This is a genomic window from Corallococcus exercitus, from assembly GCF_042231735.1.
Lineage (GTDB): Bacteria > Myxococcota > Myxococcia > Myxococcales > Myxococcaceae > Corallococcus > Corallococcus exercitus_B.
This window is the reverse complement of the sequence record NZ_CP102577.1, coordinates 1,029,976-1,050,241: the sequence shown is the minus strand read 5'-3', so window position 1 is coordinate 1,050,241 and position 20,266 is coordinate 1,029,976. Positions and strand designations below refer to the sequence as shown.

General features: G+C 67.0%; 17 protein-coding genes. 10 read left to right on the top strand and 7 right to left on the bottom strand.

Annotated features, from left to right (window positions below):
- The first annotated feature begins 215 nt into the window (after window positions 1-215).
- Window positions 216-965 (top strand): hypothetical protein, encoded by a 750-nt coding sequence (locus tag NR792_RS03910; protein WP_375758720.1) that lies wholly within the window; start codon window positions 216-218, stop codon window positions 963-965.
- 85 nt (window positions 966-1,050) lie between these two features.
- Here NR792_RS03910 and NR792_RS03905 read toward each other — a convergent pair whose 3' ends face one another.
- Window positions 1,051-1,545 carry a hypothetical protein gene (locus NR792_RS03905; protein ID WP_375758719.1) on the bottom strand — a complete coding sequence of 165 codons (495 nt, stop codon included), beginning with the start codon at window positions 1,543-1,545 and terminating at the stop codon, window positions 1,051-1,053.
- 271 nt (window positions 1,546-1,816) lie between these two features.
- On the opposite strand from NR792_RS03905, the gene NR792_RS03900 reads away from it, so the two are divergent.
- The 7 genes from NR792_RS03900 (at window position 1,817) to NR792_RS03870 (ending at window position 10,617) form a co-directional block, all read left to right on the top strand.
- Window positions 1,817-3,118, top strand: coding sequence for a trypsin-like serine protease (locus NR792_RS03900; protein WP_375758718.1), 1,302 nt, complete (start codon window positions 1,817-1,819; stop codon window positions 3,116-3,118).
- Window positions 3,119-3,210: 92 nt separating this feature from the next.
- Window positions 3,211-3,489: a hypothetical protein gene (locus NR792_RS03895; protein ID WP_375758717.1), complete on the top strand. Its 279-nt coding sequence runs from the start codon at window positions 3,211-3,213 to the stop codon at window positions 3,487-3,489.
- A 168-nt stretch (window positions 3,490-3,657) separates the two neighbouring features.
- On the top strand, window positions 3,658-5,037 hold the full coding sequence (locus tag NR792_RS03890; RefSeq protein WP_375758716.1) for an FAD-binding protein: 1,380 nt from the start codon (window positions 3,658-3,660) through the stop codon (window positions 5,035-5,037).
- 268 nt (window positions 5,038-5,305) lie between these two features.
- A complete protein-coding gene (locus NR792_RS03885) occupies window positions 5,306-5,926 on the top strand; it encodes a hypothetical protein (RefSeq protein WP_375758715.1) in 621 nt (206 codons plus the stop codon).
- Window positions 5,927-5,988: 62 nt separating this feature from the next.
- On the top strand, window positions 5,989-7,629 hold the full coding sequence (locus tag NR792_RS03880; protein ID WP_375758714.1) for a hypothetical protein: 1,641 nt from the start codon (window positions 5,989-5,991) through the stop codon (window positions 7,627-7,629).
- 2 nt (window positions 7,630-7,631) lie between these two features.
- Entirely contained in the window at window positions 7,632-8,684 is a 1,053-nt protein-coding gene (locus tag NR792_RS03875) for an alpha/beta fold hydrolase (RefSeq protein WP_375758713.1), read from the top strand.
- A 49-nt stretch (window positions 8,685-8,733) separates the two neighbouring features.
- On the top strand, window positions 8,734-10,617 hold the full coding sequence (locus tag NR792_RS03870) for a PHB depolymerase family esterase (RefSeq protein ID WP_375758712.1): 1,884 nt from the start codon (window positions 8,734-8,736) through the stop codon (window positions 10,615-10,617).
- A gap of 1,242 nt (window positions 10,618-11,859) precedes the next feature.
- Here NR792_RS03870 and NR792_RS03865 read toward each other — a convergent pair.
- From NR792_RS03865 to NR792_RS03845, 5 genes are all read right to left on the bottom strand, one after another.
- Window positions 11,860-13,014 (bottom strand): hypothetical protein, encoded by a 1,155-nt coding sequence (locus NR792_RS03865; protein WP_375758711.1) that lies wholly within the window; start codon window positions 13,012-13,014, stop codon window positions 11,860-11,862.
- 158 nt (window positions 13,015-13,172) lie between these two features.
- A complete protein-coding gene (locus NR792_RS03860) occupies window positions 13,173-14,087 on the bottom strand; it encodes a hypothetical protein (RefSeq protein ID WP_375758710.1) in 915 nt (304 codons plus the stop codon).
- 279 nt (window positions 14,088-14,366) lie between these two features.
- The gene (locus tag NR792_RS03855; protein ID WP_375758709.1) at window positions 14,367-14,804 is read right to left on the bottom strand and encodes a hypothetical protein; all 438 of its coding nucleotides are present in this window, start codon (window positions 14,802-14,804) and stop codon (window positions 14,367-14,369) included.
- 288 nt (window positions 14,805-15,092) lie between these two features.
- On the bottom strand, window positions 15,093-15,287 hold the full coding sequence (locus tag NR792_RS03850; protein ID WP_375758708.1) for a hypothetical protein: 195 nt from the start codon (window positions 15,285-15,287) through the stop codon (window positions 15,093-15,095).
- 83 nt (window positions 15,288-15,370) lie between these two features.
- Window positions 15,371-15,937 carry a GNAT family N-acetyltransferase gene (locus tag NR792_RS03845; RefSeq protein WP_375758707.1) on the bottom strand — a complete coding sequence of 189 codons (567 nt, stop codon included), beginning with the start codon at window positions 15,935-15,937 and terminating at the stop codon, window positions 15,371-15,373.
- 392 nt (window positions 15,938-16,329) lie between these two features.
- On the opposite strand from NR792_RS03845, the gene NR792_RS03840 reads away from it, so the two are divergent.
- Window positions 16,330-17,949 (top strand): hypothetical protein, encoded by a 1,620-nt coding sequence (locus NR792_RS03840; protein WP_375758706.1) that lies wholly within the window; start codon window positions 16,330-16,332, stop codon window positions 17,947-17,949.
- A gap of 686 nt (window positions 17,950-18,635) precedes the next feature.
- The gene (locus NR792_RS03835; RefSeq protein WP_375758705.1) at window positions 18,636-19,694 is read left to right on the top strand and encodes a hypothetical protein; all 1,059 of its coding nucleotides are present in this window, start codon (window positions 18,636-18,638) and stop codon (window positions 19,692-19,694) included.
- A 95-nt stretch (window positions 19,695-19,789) separates the two neighbouring features.
- On the opposite strand, the gene NR792_RS03830 is transcribed toward NR792_RS03835, so the two are convergent.
- Window positions 19,790-20,185 carry a hypothetical protein gene (locus NR792_RS03830; protein ID WP_375758704.1) on the bottom strand — a complete coding sequence of 132 codons (396 nt, stop codon included), beginning with the start codon at window positions 20,183-20,185 and terminating at the stop codon, window positions 19,790-19,792.
- Window positions 20,186-20,266: the final 81 nt, after the last annotated feature.

Genomic DNA, 20,266 nt, shown 5'->3' with positions numbered 1-20,266 from the left:
ATCCGCCTCCGGCCCCTGATGACCGGACACATCAGCCCGTGACGGCAGTCACCAGGTCCTGCCTGGGGGAACGGAGGCCGCGCCACACGCGGCCCCAATGAGATCAACGGGTTGGGCGCGCAATGGGGCTTCGGAGGGCCTGGCACGCCCGCTGCTATGGGTGGACTCAACGCTGAACGCGGTCCCCACCCTCTTCTTCCGAAACGAGCTCCCCCATGAAGATCTCCTCCGGTCGCGGTTTCTCCACCAACGCCATCCGCCGTCCCCCCGCGCAGGACATCCCGTCCGCCAAGCCGAGCTCCCCCAACGTCCCCCAGAAGCCGGACGCCAAGCCCTCCTCGCCCAACGCTCCGAACGCCCTCCAGAAGCCGGACGCGAAGCCTTCCTCGCCCAACTCGCCGAACTCGCCCCAGAAGCCAGACGCCAAGCCCTCCTCGCCCAACGCTCCGAACGCGCCCCAGAAGCCGGACTCCAAGTTCTCCAAGTCCTCGCTGCTCGACGCCGCCACCGCGTTGCCGGACCTCGCCTCGCCCTTCCTGCCCAACGCCGGCCAGCTGCCGGACCTCGCCTTGTCGTTCCTGCCCAACGCTGGCCAGCTGCCGGGCGCCACGCCCTCCTCGCCGTCGCTGCCCACCGGCGCCCAGCTGCCCGGCTCCGCGGTCGCCTCGCCCATGATGCAGTCGCTCCAGACGGACGGCTTCTCGCCGGCCGGCGCCAGCAAGACCGAGAGCATCGGCAAGCTGCTGGAGGGCGTCGCCTCGGTGATCAGCAGCATCACCGAGCTGGTGCAGGCCGCCACCCAGGGCGTGCAGGCCGTCAGCCAGGGCGTGCAGGGCGTGGCCCAGGGCGTGACGGGCGTCGTCGGCGCCGTTGGCTCCGCGGGCAGCTCCCTGTTGGGCGGCGCGCTCGGTCAGGGCAGCGCGGATCCGACGGCCGGCATGAGCCAGGCCCCGACCATCGAGTAACCCGGCGGCGCCTCGCGCCCGTTGAAACAGAAAGCCCCTTCCCGGCACGGGCCGGAAAGGGGCTGGGGCCGCGCGTTCCGCCGGCTCAGAACGTGACCGAGAACGTCCAGTTGTTGTTGAGCTCGTCGGCCTCGGCGAGGACGTTGGCGCTGTCCGCCTTGCCCTGGAAGGAATTGGGGCCGATCTTCACCTTGTTGGCGTACTCGATCACCTGGCACGCTTCCTGGTAGCCCGCGACCGTGAAGGTCAGAGCCTTGGTCACCGGGATCCCATTCGCGACCACATACCCTGAGTAGCGCTGGGTCAGGGTGCCGCAGTTGCTCAGCTGCCTCAGGCAGAACCCGACGCGGAGCATCCCCGGGCTGCCGCTGGACAGGGGCGACGTGGCCGACACCATCCAGGAGCTCGCGTCCCAGGAGGGAACGCAGGCCGCGGTGACCGTCCTCTCCGCGGGAGCGTCCACGGTCACATCCGCCGCGGACTGGGACTCCTGTTCCGTGAGCTCCGGGCCACACCCCACCAGTCCGATGACCGAGACCAGGGACAACACCTTTCCACCACGCATGAACTTGCCAGACATACAGCCTCCTCGATGCAGCCGTGAGGCGCGCGGATTCTCACGGGAGGTGGCAGGTGTCAAAAGACGTGAAAGACGTTTCAGAAGTGAAGCCGTCCTGGCGCACGCAGACACTGGCACCGTGGCAGGACTCATGCACTTTCTGCTGGGACTTCCGGGACCACAATGACTCAGCGTTAAGTCCGTGTTGCGGAGAGTGCATGATTGGCGCGAGCATGCGGTCCGCTGCTCGCCCCCTGGCGGGCGGTCCTCACCCTCAAGGAGTGTTCAGCACATGCGAATCCCCCGGACTTCCGGCCGTAGGACGCTGCTTGGAACGCTGCTGTGTACCCTTTCCCTCGTGGCCTGTGGTCCGGCGCCCGAGGCCGAGCCCACCGACAACGCTCCCCTGGGTACGGAGCAGCAGCCCGTCGTCTACGGGACCGACAACCGCACGGACGTGTACGCGCACGCGAACGCCACGCTGCGCGCCCGCGCTCAGCAGTCCACCGTCGCGCTGATGAACCCTTCGGACTTCAACGCGACCAACGCCAACAACGTCACCTTCAACGCGCCCACGCTGCGCTCCGCGTACAACCTCTGCACCTCCGAGCGCTTCCTGGACGACCCGACCCCGGCCTTCTGCTCCGGCACGCTCATCGACGATGACCTGGTGCTCACGGCGGGCCACTGCATCACCAGCGCGTCGGCCTGCAGCAGCACGCGCTTCGTCTTCAACTTCTACCGCACCGCCGCCGGCACCCTGCAGACGGTGACGACCGCGGACATCTTCTCCTGCCAGGCGATTGTCGCGCGCCAGCAGGCCACGGTGGGCGGTCGCAACCTGGACTTCGCCGTCGTCCGGCTGGACCGGCCGGCCACCCCGCGCTTCACGCCCGCCCCCATTCGCGCGGGCAACGCCGCGCTGCCCGTGGGCACCAACGTGACGGTCATCGGCTCGGGCAGCGGCATTCCCTTCAAGATCGACTCGGGCGGCAAGGTGCGTGACGCGCGCGCGGGCACGCTGGACTACTTCGTGGGCACCACGGACACGTTCGGCGGCAACTCGGGCTCGGGCGTGTACGAGAACAACGGCTACACGGTGGCCGGCATCCTGGTGCGCGGCGAGACCGACTACAAAGCCAACGGGAGCTGCACCGTCGTCAACACCTGCACGGAGACGGGCTGCCGCGGCGAGGACATCACCTACGTTCGGCCGGCCATCGACGAGTACTGCGGCGTGGCGACCAGCACGCGCCTGTGCGCGGGCTACCCGCCGCCCCCGACGCCGGTGACGTTCACCTTCACCGCCACCAACACCAACAGTGCCAACCAGAACACCGTCAACCGTAACGTCACCCTGGCCGCCGGGCAGACCCTCAAGTTCGGCACCTGCACGGTGCCGGGCGCCTCCGGCACGGGGGACACGTACCTGCGCCTGTTCAACGGAGCCACCCAGGTGGCCTCGAACGACGACGCCTGCGGCACGCTGTCCTACGCGAGCTTCAAGGCCACGACGGCGGGCACCTACCAGATCCGCGTTGGCTGCTACAACAGCGGGAGCTGCAGCGGCACGGTGGCGTACACCGTCCAGTAGTCCCTGAAGGACCGAAGCGGGCGGTGGCGTCCGTCACCGCCCGCCCCGGGTTTGACGGAAAGGGGGAAGCGGATGCCACGAATGGGCATCCCGTGCGACGCCTTCTCTTTCCACTGCTCGCCCTGCTCGGCGTCCTCACCTTCGGGCTCACCGCGCTCGCCTCGGTGGCGCTCTCGCTGCTCCTGCCGCTGGTGCTGTTCGGCGTGGGGGCGGCGGCGTTGGCTTCGATGCGGCCCGTGCTCGCGGCCCGCGCGATGCTCGCGGGGTTCAAGGGCATGGGCGCCTCGTGGCAGTACCTGGGCGTGTTCGCCCGCTGCGTGCTTTCGCCCCTGCGCGAGCAGGAGGAGCGGCAGCTCGCGGACAGCCCGTAGCGGCGTGCATGCTTCGGAGCCCCTTGCCCGTCAGATCGGCCCACGCGTACAGCGGGGCGTGCGCGAGGATGGAAGTCTCCAACGTAGAAGGAGGAGTGAATGTCGAGTCGAACCATCTCCCGGAGGACGTTGCTCCAAGGTGCGTTGGTGGCAGTGGCATTCAATCCCATGAGCCGGAGCTGGGCCTCCACGCTGGAGGCTGGCGCAGTCCCCCTGCCGTCACTCGATGGCGAGGTGCTGCTGGACACAGCGTCGCGGACCGCGGCCGCGGAGGACTTCGGTCACATCCTCCACCGCACGCCGTGGGCGGTGCTCGTTCCCGGCTCGGTGAAGGACATCGTGGCCATGGTCCGCTTCGCGCGGCGCCAGGGCCTGAAGATCGCCGCCGCTCGGGGCCTCGGTGAGAGCCACAGCACCTTCGGCCAGTCCCAGGTGACGGCGGGCATCGTCATCGACATGTCCACGCTGTCGACCGTCCACGAGGTTGGCGAGGACAGCGCCTGGGTGGACGCAGGCGTCCGGTGGCACGAGCTGCTCCAGGCCTCGCTTCCCCGCGGCAAGAGCCCGCCGGTGCTCACCGACTACATCGAGCTGAGCATCGGTGGAACGCTGTCGGCGGGGGGCATCGGCGGACAGGCGTTCCGCTGGGGCCTCCAGGTGGACAACGTCCTGGAAATGGATGTCGTCACAGGTCGGGGTGAGCTCGTGCGGTGCTCGCGCCGGCGTGAGCGGCCCCTGTTCGACGCCGTGCGCTCGGGCCTGGGCCAGTTCGGCATCATCGTGCGAGCAAGGGTGCGGCTCGTCGAAGTGCCGCCCCGCGCTCGGACGTACATCGCGCTGTACAACGACCTCCACCGCTTCATGGAGGACCAGCGGCGGCTCATCGAGGACGGTCGCTTCGACTACGTAGAGGGCTCCGCCGTCGCCTCCAACGGAGGTCGGGCGTATCAGCTCGAGGTGGTGAAGTACTTCACCCCGGGCTCGGAGCCGCACGATGCGAGACTGCTCGCGGGCCTGGGCTTCCAGCCGGGAACGCTCCAGGTGAGTGACGGCAGCTACTTCGACTTCGCCAACCGGCTCGCGCCGCTGGTCGAGCTGCTCAAGCAACTCGGCGTCTGGGGTTTCCCCCATCCGTGGCTGGATATGTTCGTCCCCGCCCGGTCCGCCGAGTCCTTCGTCCAGGAGGTCCTCTCGCAGACCACCGAGGCCGACATGGGACAGGGGCCCATCCTCCTCTACCCCTTCCGCTCCTCGGAGCTGACCACGCCCTTCCTGCGCACTCCCAACGACAGACATGTCTTCCTCTTCTCGCTGCTGCGCACCGCCATTCCACCGACGCCGGAGAACGTCGCATCCCTCGTGCGGAAGAACCGCGCCATCTTCGACCGGCTCACGGCCATTGGCGGGAAGATCTATCCCGTGGATGCCGTGCCATTGAGCCCCGCAGACTGGCGCCGCCACTTCCACCCCTATTGGGAGCGGTTCGAGCACGCGAAGCAGTGCTACGACCCGGACCGCGTCCTCACGCCGGGACAGGGCATCTTCTGATCAAGGTGCGCCCAAGGCCTGGACGACCAGGACCTCCAGCTCGATGACATCGCCACCCCAGCACAGGCCCTCTGGGCTGACGGGGGGCGTCAGGTACGCCAGCCCCCTTCCGGCTTCGGCCCTGGCTCGGCTCGCGGGGAAATGAGGCGTCCTGACGCATCAGGTCATCGCCTGTCTTTTGACAAGGCTGTCAGGCGGGTGCTACCCGTAGCTGAAACATGAATCGGGCTTCATCTTCCCCCGTGCGCCCGAACGAGGAGTCACCCCCATGAAGAAGACGCTTTCGTCCGCGATGCTGCTGTGCGCGTTGGGCCTCACGGGTTGTGGCGAGGAGACGACGCAGACTCCCGTGGACAGCGCGCCCAAGCTGGACAGCCAGTCGAACATCCTGGCCTTCCTGGAGGGCAAGACGCTGGTGATGGAGGGGGACAACATCCCCAGCCACCCGCTGTCGCTGGACGAGGACATCGACTGGGGCTCGGCCAGCCAGTGCTTCCAGAAGGTCACCATTGGCGTGGGCGGCAACAACTTCCACGTCTCCAGCATCCCCGGCACCATCCGCAACTCCGCCGGCGTCGGCAAGCCCGGCAGCACCTGTGATCACTCCGCCGCGCAGAACGCGCTGGTGTTCGACTCCAAGGCGGTCACGATCTCCAACATCACCGCGGGCGGCGGCTGCTTCGAGATCCTGGTGGACTACGGCAGCTTCAAGCAGGAAGGCCGCGCGAGTTTCTCCTCGGACACGAAGAAGCTCTCCATGGAGCTCTACTTCGAGACGAAGGCCACGGGTTGGCGCTGCGCCGACGGCGCGGTGGGCGCCAAGACGGTCACCGTCTCCGGTGTGGCCTTCACCGGCAACGCGGTGCAGGTCTACGACATCAGCGGCTAGTCGCACGGCGGACGGTGGGCGCGAACCGCCCTCACGGCAATCCATCAGGGTGAGGTGTCTATATGTCGGGAGGGTGGTTGGGCGCGGCGCGCCTGGGCGCGGTGGCGCTCGTGCTGGGGCTGGCGCTGCCGGCGGCGGGGCAAGGCACCACGGTGCCGGGCCTCTATTACGGCGACTGGTTGGATGAGAAGGACCGCGAGGAGGACGCGAAGCCTCGCGAGTTCGTCCTCATCAACTACTTCTTCACCCGGCTGTCGGTGACCAACAGCGTGGGCGACCCCGCGGGCCTCAAGGGCGTGTCGCTGGGGCCCCTCGGCTCGCTGTCCGGCAGCGCCGTCCGCGTGGAGCCGGGGCGTTCGGCGTTCTACGTGGAGCAGCGCTGGATCCCCGTGCTGGAGTACAGCCCGTCCTTCGCGGACGGGCTGGCGTCCTTCCGCGCCCAGGTCGAGGTGGACTACCTCTGGGGCCGCGCCGCCAATGCCTCGCAGCAGAACGAGGGCGGCGGCTTCAACGCGGACCAGGTCAACATCCAGACGAAGAACGTCAACGTCGCGGTCTATCCCACGCGCAACCCGGCCCGGCTCACGCTGCTCATCGGCACGCAGCCGGTCTACGACTCCATCTTCGACCCGACGCGCTCGCCGCTCAACGACATCGTCCGCACGGGTTACAAGCTGGCGTTCATTGGCAGCGACGCCACGGGCCTGTCGCTCTACAGCAACTACAAGGGGTTTTCCAAACTGAGCCTCCTGCCTCTGGGCAGCGCCCAGGCGGACAAGGCGACGCAGGACGACCCGCGCCTGAAGTTCATCTACCTGCTCACCGCGGACTACGCCTACCCCGTGCAGCCCGGGACGAACATCGGCCTGTCCGCCTGGTACCTGCGCGATGACACGAAGGGGGACGCGTATGCCTTCGAAGGCATCGTGAAGAGCGGGCCTTCGTCCACGGGCCTCGGCCCATTCGTCGGCACCCCGCGCTTCAACATCGAGCGGCCCACGGGCAACGTCTTCTGGCTGGGCGCGAACTTCCACCACAACATCGACTTCCGCGCGGGGCGCCTCGCCGCTTCCGGATTCGTCATGTACAACGGTGGCAGCTACACGAGCGACCGCGCGGACACCACGTTCAACAAGAAGGTGGACATCTCCGGCCTGTCCGCGAACCTGGAGCTGCTCTACCAGTGGGGCCGCGGTCCGGCGGACCTGGTCACGCTGGAGGGCATGTTCACCACCGGCGACAGCAACCTGGATGACGGCCGCTACACGGGCGCCTTCACGCTCAACCAGTACGGCCTGCCCGGCTCGGTGTGGTTCAACCACAAGATGCTGCTGCTGTTCCCCTTCACCAGCACCGTGAACAACTACACGGGCGCGGTGACGGACATCTCCAACCAGGGCTACGGCCTGCGCACCGGCATCGCGAGCGCGGCGTGGGACGTCATCCCCAACACGCTCAACCTCAAGCTGGCCACGGGCCTTGCCAACGCGGGGGCGAGCCCGCCGCGCTGGGACCCGGCCGTGCGGCGGGGGCGGTTCATTGGCGCCGAGGTGAACGCGGAGGTGCGTTACACCATCCGCTACCTCATGACGGTGGGCCTGCACGCCGGCTACCTGTTCCGCGGCGCCTTCTATGACGGCTCCACGACGGTGAAGAACAACCCCTTCGCCGCCTTCACCACCTTCACCTGGTACGCGTTCTGACCATGAGCCCCTTCCGCGCCCTCAAGGCCCTGCTGCTCGTGGCGGGGCTGGGTTCCTCCACCGGCTGCGTGCGCTCATACGCCAGCGCGCCACCGCTGGCGTTCCAGGACCTGGACTACGCGTCGCCCGGGGCGAAGGAGCCCTGGCCGCTGAAGCGGGTGGCCCTACCCGAGACGGCGGCCACCTACGGCATGGCGCGTGTGCCTCAGATGGCCTACGTGGAGCTGCCCGCCGCGCCCGGTGCGCGCACCGTGGTGCTCATCCATGGCCTGGGCAGCTACCTGAAGTTCTGGAGCGCGCAGCTCGACGCGCTCCAGCGTGCGGGCTACCACGTCGTCGCGGTGGACCTGCCCGGGTATGGCAAGTCCGACAAGCCCGGCTCCTTTCCGTACACCATGGAGGCCATGGCGGACGCGGTGCGTGAGCTGACGCGGAGCCTGGGCGTCGAGCATCCCATCCTGGTGGGCCACTCCATGGGAGGGCAGACGGCGCTGTCGTACGCCATCCGCTACCCGGACGAGCCCGCGGGGGTGGTGCTGGTGTCGCCCGCGGGCTTCGAGAAGTTCTCCCAGAAGGAGAAGGACTGGTTCGCGCGGGTGATGAGCACGGAGTTCATCAAGTCCGCACCCGAGTACGGCATCTGGGGCAGCGTGCGGCAGGCCAACTTCCAGCACTGGCGGCCGGAGCTGGAGTGGCTCATCGAGGAGCGCGTGCGGCTGGCGAAGTCGCCCGAGTTCGACGCGTATGCCTATGCCAACGTGCGCTCGGTGCGGGGGCTCGCCCACGACGACTTCGTGCGCGACAACCTCCACCGCATCACCGCCCCCAGCATCATCATCTTCGGGGAGGCGGACCGCCTGATTCCCAACCCGTTCCTGCACGGCGGCTTCCCGCGGGACATCTTCGAATACGGCCACGCGCGCATCCCGGGCTCGAAGCTGGTGGGACTGGAAGGGTGTGGCCACACGGTGCAGCTCGACTGCCCGGTGCCGTTCAACGCGGCGCTGGAGGCGTTCCTCAAGAGCCTACCGGCGGCCGGGGCACCCGACCCCTAGACAGACTCGGCCGCCCACCCTCCTCCCCCGTGGCGGCCAGGGAGGCACCATGCACGGTCGAGGCATTCGTCGTCTTGGGTGGTTCACGCACGTCCCCTGGTTTCGCGTCGCGGCGTTGGCCGTCGCGGCGACCGCGGGCTGCGGCCCGCTGGGAGCCGAAGCGCCGGACACCGGCGTCCCCCAGGTCGAGCAGGTGGTACAGGGGCTGACGCAGGTGACGGGCTTCGGGTCCAACCCTGGCAACCTCCAGATGTTCCGGCAGGTGCCCGCGGGCATGCCAGCCAATGCACCGCTGGTGGTGGTGTTGCACGGGTGCACGCAGAATGCCGCGAGCATGGAGCCCGGTGGGTGGACTGCGGCGTCGAACGTCTACAAGTTCTACGTCGTCTACGCGCAGCAGCCGAGCAGCAACAACCCCAGCAGCTGCTTCAACTGGTTCGAGCCGGGAGACATCGCGCGCGGCGCGGGTGAGGCGCTGTCCATCAAGCAGATGGTGGACGCCATGAAGGCCGCCTACTCCATCGACCCGGCGCGGGTGTTCGTCACGGGTTTCTCCGCGGGAGGCTTCATGGTTCCCGCCATGTTGGCCACCTACCCGGACGTCTTCGCGGCGGGCGCCATCAACTCGGGCGGTCCGTACCGGTGCGCCAACTCCATGACCGAGGGCTTCAACTGCATGAGCCCCGGCGTCAGCAAGACGCCCGCGGCGTGGGCGGACCTCGTGCGCAACGCCTACCCGGGCTACACGGGTCCCCGGCCGCGCGTCTCCATCTGGCATGGCACGAATGACTTCACGGTGAGGCCCTCCAACCTCACCGAGTCCATGAAGCAGTGGACCCAGGTGCACGGCATCGACCAGACGCCGGACACGACGGACACCGTGGGGGGCTTCCCGCACAAGGTGTACCGGGACAGCGCGGGCACGGCGCTGGTGGAGACCTATGAGCTCACCGGCATGGGTCACGCCGTCCCGGTGGATCCGCAGTACAGCTTTCCTGGGAGCAGCACCGCCTGTGGCGCGACGGGCGCGTACCAGTCCGACGTGAACCTCTGTGGTGTGTATCACCAGGCGCTCTTCTTCGGGCTCACGGAAGCCAGCACTCCGCCGGATGACACCACTGCGCCCACGGTGAACGTGACGGCGCCCGTCTCCGGCGCCACGGTGAGTGGCACCGTGACGGTGACCGCGAGCGCTTCCGACAATGTCGGCGTCACGCGGGTGGACTTCTACGTGGATGGGAACCTCGTGGGCACGGCCAGCGCGGCGCCCCATGCGTTCAGCTGGAACACCACGACGGTCGCCAACGGCTCGCATGTGGTGGGGGCCCGGGCGTTCGATGCGGCGGGGAACTCCGCGCTGGACGCGGACACGTCCGTCACGGTGAGCAACAGCGGGACGACGCCGACGACGGTCAGCTTCACCAGCATCGCGGCGGAGGATGGCTACGTGAAGGCGAACGCGGACGGGAGCGCGGCGGAGCTCGGGACGCTCACGGGCCTGGCGCTCGGACGCGGGGTGGACGGCAAGCACAACCGCTCCCTGCTGTCGTTCGACACGTCCAGCCTGCCGGACACCGCCAGCATCACCCAGGCGTTCCTGACCCTCTCCTACGCGTCCGGCTCCGGAGACCCCTGGGCCAGCCCCGCGGGCAACACGCTCGTCATCGACGTGGCCACGGGCACCTTCAACGCGGCCGCGACGGAGACGGGCGACTGGACCGCCCCCGCGACCGCGAGCGCCGTGGCGGGCGTCGCGAAGTTCACCTCGGGCACCATCCGCTCCACGGACTTCGCGGGGGCGGGGACGTCCGCCGTCAACACGCGGGGCCGGACGCAGCTGCGCCTGCGCTTCGCCCAGAATCCCGCGGCGACGGCCTACCTCTTCGTGAAGGACGGTGCGAACGCCACGCTCACCGTCGTCTACACCCCGTAGTTCCCGCACGCCGCCCCGGGGGACATCCGGGGCGGCGTCAGGAGAGGGATTGAACGCATCACCCCGCCGCATGCGGCACCACCGTCACCGGGGGCAACGTGACAATCACCGCGAGCCATGCCGGAGGTCGCAACCTCTACATCCAGAGCGGCACCGTCACCTTCGACGCCACCACCGTGGGCCGGACCTTCTGGCGACGTCTTCATCACGGGCGGCACGGTGACGCACCTCCAGGGAACCCATGCCGCGATGTTCAAGCTGGACGTCGTCGCCGGCTCCTGGAACTCCCTGGGCAGCACCCTCAACACCACGAACAAGGGCTATGGGATGACCTGCAAGCCCGATGACGCATCGGGCGAATAAATGGCCTGTTGAGGGTGAGGGCGGGTGCAGAGGTGCTGAGGAGAGACGATGACGGGTGCTGCCCGAGCGATGCTCCTGGCCGGTGGACAGGCCGCTTGAGCTCCCTTGGGGGTACACACCTGCCCAGGCCGCGCTCCCATCCGGTGCGTGTGGCAGGGGCCGCCGGCCTGTTGGCCCTCTTGAGCCTCAACACCCCGCAGTCTGGGGTGGCCCTCGTGCCGGGGCCAATCTCGCACCTGCCGTGAGCAAGCCCAGGTGCTCCAGAATTGCCCGCACCCCGGGGGCCCCCTTCACGTACGCCAAGACCCTTGAGCCTGCCTCCACACCTCTCGCAGGCGAACACGTCGAAGTCGAACGTCCTCCTGAGCAACTCTGACCAGTCCACTAGCGGTGCCCTCTGCTCCATCCGCTCATTCCTGGCCGGTGCCTCAAGCCCCGCGCTCGCCTCCTCCGCACCTGCTTGAGGGAGCGCGTCCGAGCCCGTCACCTCGATCGCTGGAGCCGCAGCACGCGCGACTGGACGCCGGCGGGCCCCGTCCGCCTCAACCCCTCCCCGAACCCCACCCATCTGTGCAGGCACTGATGCGCGTCGGTTGAATCCTCTCACACGACAACTACCTTGACGCGCACCGCTACGTCACGCCCTTCCTCAATGCCATCTTCTGAGGGATCCCGGCGGCGCCCCACCCTGCTTCCGACGGTACACAACGCGCAAGGGGAGTCTCCTTCTTGAACGCGAAGTGGACCCATGTGACGGCAATGCACTTGGTGGAACGAAGCTGTCGCATTTACCCTGCCAGCAGTGGATGCCGCGAGCACCATTGACATGCGTTGTAATTTTTTTGAAACCACACACGAATACGAGACAACCAAGGAACACTACAGACAAGCTACTCCAGCCAAGACCGCAGCAGCAAAAACACCATTAGCAATCACGAAAACACTGAGCACAGTGCGCACAATCCAAGCAGTGCGCACAATGGTTTCGATTCGATATTGCACAGGAGCGCGTCCTCGGCCGCGCCTAGCTAGCGCCCAGTCTGCAAAGAAGTAAAGTCCCCATGCCGTAACCGCGTTAACGGCCATGGCCATCTGCCACAGCGGAAGCTGTCGTGGCGCAATAATCGTATTTAAAAGTAAGGCGGAGGGATGCGACGTCCAGAGATTCGACCACTGGGGAACAAGTAGATCCAAAACGACTTTGCTGGACAATGCCGCAAGAACCAACACTGAGTAGCCGCGAACCAACCGATGGACAGCGAGTTCGCAGATGTCTCTCAGTCGCTCCCATGGGTCATCACTAAAACTGTAATGGACGACCCACACCATTGGACTGTAAAGAAGAAATGTCCCCTTGAGAGCCCAGCGATAAAACCACGCTGGAAACACGACAATGAGCATGAGTTGTGTTGTGAAAAACAACACAGGGAGCCTGCCTAAGTCCCACCCCCCCTCAGCCCAAACCCCTCGAACTTGCTGAAACATGACCTGTGGGCGAGTTATCTGCAAAGCCGAGCCAAATTTTTGGAATTCCGGGGAATGCGCTACCGCATTAACTCCTGCCAATGGCTCTGGGGCCTGAGTCATATCGACCCAAGAAATCCCGTGCCACCAATTGTCAGGAATTCTCCTGATAGACTCCAGCGGGGACTTTAAAAAAGCCAAGAGTGTAGCAACAGTTCGAACTCCCACTATCGTAAGCCCGATGATGGGAATCGCAAAGTAGATCATGAACTGAGTGAGCCCTGCGGAATGAGCTACGTCACCGAGAAAAGACTTCACCCTTGAGACATAACTTTGCTGGTCGTATTTGATAAAACTCTCAGCCCTGGGCGCATTCAATACTTTTATGGTCGCCTTCCAAAGATGCTCAATGAGCGGCAAGCCAATTTGGAGCCCAAGTCGCTGCGAGTCAGGCGTCCTCAATAGCAGCAGCGGCGCGACACTGGCGCTTATCAAAAGGTAGAGTGTCTCATAGCGAAAAGCGACGTAAGCGGATATGGCAGTCGCAGCCAATGTCTCAGCGAGAGCCAAGATGCTAATGCGCTCCCTGTCCGTTGAGCCCATGGTTTCTCGCCAGAGCCCATCAGATGGTGTGGCGGAGGACGTGGGGCGTACGCCGCTATGCAGTCCTCTTGTGAGCTTTCCTCTTGTCCCTTCCGCCTCAAGCTCGTCAAGTGGCGGAAGGGCGGTCAAGGGTTTGGGGTTGCTTGCTCCCTGCGATTCACGAGGCCACTTTTGATCAGCGCATGCGTGAAGGCTGCCGCTGTGTGGCACGCATAGGCAGTCCAATCCGGATGACGCCTGAAGCCTACAATGTCACTTATTCCTCGAATGGATAGGAAAGGGTACTCCCTCTTACCACTGCGAACAGCTCGGAAGACTCCGGCAGCCTCCATTTCCACTGCTAGTACGTCCCGAGTAGCGTTGAGCCACTGCTGCAGAGTCTTCGTGTCCTTGATGAGCGCATCACTGGAGCAAATAGGACCAGCACGCACCAAGGGATTACGGGGAGACACTGAGGAACCAAAGTGGTGCTTCAGGCTGTCGAGTACCCGTTTCTTCCATTTTTCGTCGCCATACAAGGACTCCGGCTTGCTCCATTTCACCGGGGGACGCGCCATTCCAATCGAATCTCTGGTGTTCCAGCCCTCGATCCGCAACTCCAGCATGGGAAGAGCCGTAATAATTTTGGTGACTTCGTGGCGGCCTGGGCCCCCAGAGAGCGCGAATTGGTTTGGCGCGCTCTCGTGGATGGCATGAACCGTCAGATCATTGACCCTTGTAGAGAGAATTACGTCTCCAAGCGTGTGTTCAAAGTCCGGAACCCCCCCAGCAATTCCTACGACCAGAATCCAGTGCGGCTCTAGGTCGTCAATGATGTGCCTTGCAACGGTCTGCGCCTCTCCGGTCCCCTGCTCGAAGGCACGAGAAATCGCTACCAGTACCGTCGATCCGTCCGCCACCGGCACTCGGCTGAGATGATAGAACCGGTTCTCGCTCTCCACCGGTTCGCCCGGAAATCGGGCGAGGACGGCTCGAAGCTCGTCCTCTCGCATGGTGATGATGGCGAAATCAACCTTCCCCTTTACCTCTTGGAGCTTCATCGTCTGCTTCACTCCTCGCGGCTTGCGGCGACTCACGGATCCTAAACGAAGGAGCAGGATTCTCGCACGGGCTCAGCGCATGCGCATAAGAGGGATGGGGCCCTGTTGAGGGTGAGGGCGGGTGCAGAGGTGCCGAGGAGGGACGCTGACGGGTGCCGCGAGCTGTGCGCCAGGCCGCTGCAGAAGCCGTGCGGCCCTCATTGGACACACGCCCGCTCAGTCCGCGCGCCCCCTCTGGGGCGCGGCAGGGGGCGGCGCTCGCTTGTTCATCCCTGGGCCCTATGCGGCGGGCCTGACGAGCGTGAACGGATCGGGGACGACGACGCGGATCGCCGCGGCGAGCTCGGGCCCGAGCCGCGACCGCTGGGTGTCCTCGGTCACCTGCCAGGCGGCGCGCAGCCGCTGGTAGAGATGAATGAAGTAGAACGGAGACCGACCATTGAAGTTCATGCCGCTGCGGCGGCGACTCATCGTGTCGGCTTCGTCCCGCATGGGCTCGAAGAACGACATCTTGGTCGCCAGCTCGATACACATCGCCTCTTCGCGTCGGGGATGTACCGCAGCGAGCAGGAACAGCATCGCCAGCGGATCGTCGCTCGCCAGCCAGGCGGCCGCGCCCGTCATGCGATCGAAGCCGAGGTCCTGTGGCAATGACCAGTCGCGGGCGCGGCCAGACACCTCGTCCATCAGGTCGGTGAGCGTGCGTGGTGTCGTCATGCGACGATGATACGGCACGGCGCGCGTTGTTCGGCAACGCGTCGGCGGCCGGCTGCGGTCCGCTCGCCCGCGGCGACGGCCGGGCCACGCACGCCCCACTTCGCTCGACTCCGCCAGCAACGTGGCGAGATTGCCTCTCATCACCTACTCGGGACACGGCGGCCAACTCCCGGACACCCACGGGGATGAGTCCGCTGGGCTGGACGAGACGTGGTGCCTCTATGACGGAGAGGTCATCGACGATGAGCTGTTCGTCGCGATGTCGAAGCAAGAGCAGGCTGACCTGATTCAGAAGCTCCCGCCCACGGCGAGCATGGCGCCCCCCGCGACGGGCGCCACGGACACGCGGGGCAGCCGCTGCAACTCCGGGGCTGAGTTCCACTGCCGCACCAGGTGCTCGGTGGCGCTCTCCGCGGCCTGGGCGAGCGTGGATACGGTGAGCGAGAGGAACAGCGAGGCGGCCGCGGCGTGGGAGGTCTTCATGGGGTCATCCGGTGGGCCCGGTCGTGGGCCCCGTGTGTCGTGAATGCCCGGAGAACCCCAGGGGGCCTCGCGCGTCTAAAAAATCATTTCCGGCCCGCCCACTCCCCTTCCAGCAGTGAGAGCAGCGCGGTGTCCGTGAAGCCCTCGGGCCCGACGTTGTTGTCGCGCAGGATGCCTTCCTGCTGGAAGCCCGCGCGGACGAGCACGCGCAGGGAGGCGACGTTGCGCGGATCCAGACGCGCCTCGATGCGGTGGAGCCCCATCCGCGCGAAGCCGAAGTGCAGGACCGTGGGCATCAGCTCCTTCATCACGCCCTGGCCCCACAGGGGCATGCCCAGCACGTAGCCCACCTCCGCGCGCCGGTCGCGCGAGCTCCAGTTGAACAAGCCCACGGTGCCCAGGGGGACGTCCCCGACCCGCGCGCGGAGCACCCAGCGGAAGCCCTCTCCGCGGCCTGCGGACTCCAGGTCCCGCGTCAGCTTCTCGCGCATCTTCGGCTCGCCCCCCGTCGTGCCGTAGAGGAGGTAGCGCGCCACCTCGGGGTGCTCGTAGATGGCGGCGAGCTCCGCGGCATCCTCCAGCCGGGGCGGCCGCATCCGAAACCGTTCGGTCTCGAGCTCGGGGTACGTGGCGAAGAAAGGGGTCAGCATGGCGCCGACTCTACCGTATCGGAGAGCCTGGCTGGACCGAGCAGAAGTCGGCACGCCTGCGGGCGCTGTGGCAGGCGGCAAGAACAAGATTGGCGGCAGCAGCACGACGCTCTACCTGTCCAGCGCGAGCCTGTACGACCCGGCCACCAGCACCTGGAGTGCCACGGCCAGCACGCTGGCGGTGCGCAACTCCTTTCACGCTCAGCTCCCTGCACTCGGGCAAGGTGCTGGCGGTGGGAGACACCAACAGCTCGGGCCTGGGGCTCGCCTCCACGGAGCTCTACACCTCGTGACCTGACTTCGCGCCTCTTCGCGGAACGCCTCTTGGGATTGCGACGCTGGCCGGGCTACACCTCGATCGAGCCATCCGCACTCGAAGTCAGGGAGCCCCCGTGACCGTGTCGCCGCGCGCCGTGCTGAGAACCCTCATCCTGCTCCTCGCCCTCACCGCCTGCGGAGGGGGCGACGCGCCGCCGGCCCCCGAGACGCCAGTGACACCGGAGACACCGGAGACACCGGAGACACCGGAGACACCCGCGGCGCTCGTCCTGAGCCCGGGCAACCAGAGTGTCGACATGGGCGGCGCGCCCCTCACCTTCAGCGCCACCGGCGCGAGCGGCACGTACACCTGGGAGCTGAGCCCTGCGAGCGGCGCGGGCACGCTGTCCGCCTCGAGCGGCGCCAGCGTTCAGTACACCCCGCCCGCGAGCACTCCCGGGCTCGTGAAGGCCACGCTCACCGTCAGCTCCGACACCCAGAAGGCCTCGTCGGTCATCCAGGTGCATATGCGCACCGAGGTGCAGGGTCGGGTGCTCGCCGACATTGATCGGCCGGCGTCGGGGCTCACCGTGGCGCTCGCCCTGCCGGATGGCAGCTTCAGCAGCGTGAAGACGGACGCGCAGGGGCTCTTCAGCTTCACGAAAGTACGCTCGCCCTATGAGCTCGTGCTCTTGGAGCCCACGAATGCCACCACGTCGGTGTTCTACGGCCTCACGCGCTCCGACCCGGCCCTCACCCTCTCCGGTGGCGCCGGCACGCCCACCCCGTTCAGCTTCACGGACGTGAGCGGCAACGTCCTCGGCGGCGTCCCCCCGCCCGCCGCACCCGCGACCCAGGTCTACAGCGTGGCAATCGCGGTCACGAATCCCATCCCCCTCCGCTTCCAAGGCCGTACCAGCAGCTCGAGTGACTATACGGACAGAGTGTTGTGGCAGAGCATCCCGGGCACCACCGCGACCGTCCATGCCCTCCAATTCGAAAAGGACGCGGCCGGTAACCCCAGCCAGTACTCCTACGGGAAGCTCAAGGAGTTGGCGCTCGTCTCGCGGGGCAGCCTCACGGAACAGGACGTCACCCTTGGCCCCATCCCCCACGACGCCTTCACCGCGACGCTGCAACCCGCCGCGGGCGTCTCCCTCACGAGCCACGGCGTCGTGCTGCAGTACGCGCCCACCGCCGTGACCCCGCTGTTCAGCCGCAGCGGCAGCGACGAAACCACCGTGGCTATCGCGACGCCGAACGTGCCGGGCGCCACGCTCTACCTCACCGCGACGGGCACCACCGCCACCGGCACGGCGACCGCGCTGCGCACGGGCCTCGCCTCCGACGCGACAGGCGTCACCCTCGCCATCCCGGCGGCCGCAGTGCGACAGGCACCCGCCAGCGGCGCAACGAATGTCGGCCCGGGGACTGCGTTCTCGTGGAGCCCCGTGCCCGGTGCCGTGCACAAGGTCTCGCTCACGCCTTCCGTCGCGGGTCAGCCCACGCTGCTGCTGTTCACGAGCGAGACCCAGTGGGTGCTGCCGAACCTCGCCGCACTGGGCGTGAAGCTGCCTCCAAGCGCGTCCTATCGCTGGGAGTTGAGCAGCGTCATTCCCGCAGCCACCACGGATGCCATCGCCATCCCCGGCGGTTGGGACAGGGTCTATTCCGGGCCGCTGGCTTCCGCGACCTCCGGCGAGTCCACACTCCTCAAGAGCACCGGCACCTTCTCCTTCACCACGGCGCCGTAGCGCGCAGGGCGCGGGTGCAGACGGGGGCTTCACTGCAGGGCGGCCCGGAGATGGGCCGCCCTGCGCGTTTTTACGCGTCTAGCTGCGCGAGCCGCGCAAGCACAAGCTCGAGCCGCAGCCGGTGACGCAGATGACACGCTCGCCGAGGGCTGCACAATCCGCGTCGACGGAGCAGGACTGGGAGCAGACGCTTTCGGCGTCCACACAGTTGATCTCGCCGTTCGCATCGGGTCCGAGTTGCTTCATCGGCCTGCACTCGAGCCCCTCCGTGCATCCGCCAGAGTCCTCGCATTCAGCCCCGAGCTCGGCGGGCGAGCCACATGCAAGCTGGACAGCAACGAGGGCGAACAAGCAGAGCTTCTTCATGAGTGATACATCCCGGGTGAGAAGGTAGAGGTGCAGCCTCGCATACCCGTGCACCCGATGCCCGGGGTCGCCGTGCGTGGGCAGGTGGGTCTCGAGCAACCGCGCCTGTGCCCAGCGCCTATTTCCAGGCTGCCATTGGAGTCGGACGGTCGCGGGTGCCATCGCTGCGAAGTGGCGGTGGCACCCGCGTAGGGGACGCGCCATGACGACCCTGTCAGGAACGAACGGGCCCGGGGACCCGTCCCCAGAGGGAGCGGGGCTCTGCACCGGTCTTGCACTGGCAGCCCGGCTCACCGGTGGAGGAGGTTCCCATGCGATGGATGCGCACGTTGCCCCTGGGTGTACTGGCGATGCTGGGCGGCTGTACCGCGAGCAAGGTGGAGGAGGACCTGGACATCGTCCTGAAGGGGCGACTCGTTGACGAGGCTGGCGCGCCGCTCCCGGAAACGCTGCTGAAGCTCTACCGCAGCGAGAACTCCTCGTGCGCGTTCGCGGCCTTCTCATCGAGCTGGAGGTCGGTGAAGACCCGAGCCGACGGCACCTTCGAGCTCGACCTGCTGGGGGCGGACACCCGCAACGGGAGCATCGCGCGCTGCTTCATCGTCCGTTCGCCCGCGCAGTCCCAGGGAAGGAGCCTCTCGGCCTACTTCCCCATCCAGCAGTCGGAGGTGGCGCTGCCCACCTTCCAGGAGTGGACCGGCACACTGACGGCCACCGCGGAGGCGCAGGGGGTGAGCGTGAGCTTCCGGCCCCTGTCCGTCACCCACGGTGCCGGGAAAGATGAGCACGTGCTGTCCATCCGCCCGTCGGGCGTCAGGGAGGCCTGGCAGGTGCTCAAGGCCTCCTCACCGGTCCACCTGAGCGACGACGTCCTCGAGGACGCGGCGGGGCTCAAGGCCTCCGTCATCGTCGAGCGCGACGCGAAAGCGGGGGGCGTGACGGTCGGCCTCTCCTACTCCAGCGACGAGGTGGCCCTGCCTCGCCGCGCTCGCGTCCCGGCAAGCCGTGGCGCGGCGTGCACCTACCTGAACGCCGAGACGCCCTGCCGCATCACCAGCGGCGACCTCGGCGGGCTCGTGCTCTTCCAGTCGGGAGTCCGGGAGGTCGCGGTGCAGCTCTCGCGGTCCGTGGTGCCGCGCAAGGCCGTGCTGCGCAACTTCGAGGTCTCGGGCATCCTGAACGAGCTGGTGCTGGAGGGGAGTGCCGACGGCACCCAGTGGATGCCCCTGGCCAACCTGCTTGGCGGCGCCGGTGTGCAGCCCTTCATGGAAGTGGCCCTCACGGGAACGACACCGGTGTCGCAGGTCCGTGTGCGGGCAACCCCGCGGGAGACAACGGGAGAATTGCGCTCGCTGGGGCAGCTCTCCCTCTTCGAGTAGCAAGCCGACGACCACGAGCCGCAGCGGGTCGGGCGTCAGTGGGAGGGTTCTCCCACTGCGGCGACTCCGTCGCTCAGCCCAACTGAATCACGCAGTCAGTCCAGACGGCCCTGGAGCGATGGCTCGAGCTGTTGCAGCAGCTCTCGGGCCTGCTCTTCCTCTGTCAGGTGCCGCTCGTAGCGCAGCCGACCCGCCGCGAGCTCCCAGCAGTCGAGATTATCCTCGCACTGCGTCAGGATGGCGTACCAGCGCGCATCCTCGAGCAGCGTCGCGGCACTCTCGAGGATGCGATGCGCCAGTTCGTACTGCGCGTACACCATGTCAGCGCCGGCCGGCATGAACTCGAGGTAGAGCGCAGCAGGCAACTGCGGGGCGCTGTCACTCGGGTGGAAGCGCAGCCCACGACGGACGGCCCCCGGCTCGAACAACCCTATTGCGTTGCGCGGGGGTCCCCCTCCCATGTCCGGGCTCCGCGCCAGCGCCTCGGTCACCAACCGCCGCGCCGCCTCCTCGCGTCCTGCCCGGTCCTCCGCCCCAGGATTTCTTGAGACACCTCTCTGGGGGAATAACCT

What these genes read in the sequence shown, in the direction of transcription:
- NR792_RS03905 (WP_375758719.1), bottom strand. Translation starts at nt 1,545, where the DNA reads ATGTCTGGCAAGTTCATGCGTGGTGGAAAGGTGTTGTCCCTGGTCTCG.
- NR792_RS03845 (WP_375758707.1), bottom strand. Translation starts at nt 15,937, where the DNA reads ATGCTGACCCCTTTCTTCGCCACGTACCCCGAGCTCGAGACCGAACGG.
- NR792_RS03880 (WP_375758714.1), top strand. Translation starts at nt 5,989, where the DNA reads ATGTCGGGAGGGTGGTTGGGCGCGGCGCGCCTGGGCGCGGTGGCGCTC.
- NR792_RS03860 (WP_375758710.1), bottom strand. Translation starts at nt 14,087, where the DNA reads ATGAAGCTCCAAGAGGTAAAGGGGAAGGTTGATTTCGCCATCATCACC.
- NR792_RS03890 (WP_375758716.1), top strand. Translation starts at nt 3,658, where the DNA reads ATGAGCCGGAGCTGGGCCTCCACGCTGGAGGCTGGCGCAGTCCCCCTG.
- NR792_RS03835 (WP_375758705.1), top strand. Translation starts at nt 18,636, where the DNA reads ATGCGCACGTTGCCCCTGGGTGTACTGGCGATGCTGGGCGGCTGTACC.
- NR792_RS03900 (WP_375758718.1), top strand. Translation starts at nt 1,817, where the DNA reads ATGCGAATCCCCCGGACTTCCGGCCGTAGGACGCTGCTTGGAACGCTG.
- NR792_RS03870 (WP_375758712.1), top strand. Translation starts at nt 8,734, where the DNA reads ATGCACGGTCGAGGCATTCGTCGTCTTGGGTGGTTCACGCACGTCCCC.
- NR792_RS03910 (WP_375758720.1), top strand. Translation starts at nt 216, where the DNA reads ATGAAGATCTCCTCCGGTCGCGGTTTCTCCACCAACGCCATCCGCCGT.
- NR792_RS03855 (WP_375758709.1), bottom strand. Translation starts at nt 14,804, where the DNA reads ATGACGACACCACGCACGCTCACCGACCTGATGGACGAGGTGTCTGGC.
- NR792_RS03850 (WP_375758708.1), bottom strand. Translation starts at nt 15,287, where the DNA reads ATGAAGACCTCCCACGCCGCGGCCGCCTCGCTGTTCCTCTCGCTCACC.
- NR792_RS03885 (WP_375758715.1), top strand. Translation starts at nt 5,306, where the DNA reads ATGAAGAAGACGCTTTCGTCCGCGATGCTGCTGTGCGCGTTGGGCCTC.
- NR792_RS03875 (WP_375758713.1), top strand. Translation starts at nt 7,632, where the DNA reads ATGAGCCCCTTCCGCGCCCTCAAGGCCCTGCTGCTCGTGGCGGGGCTG.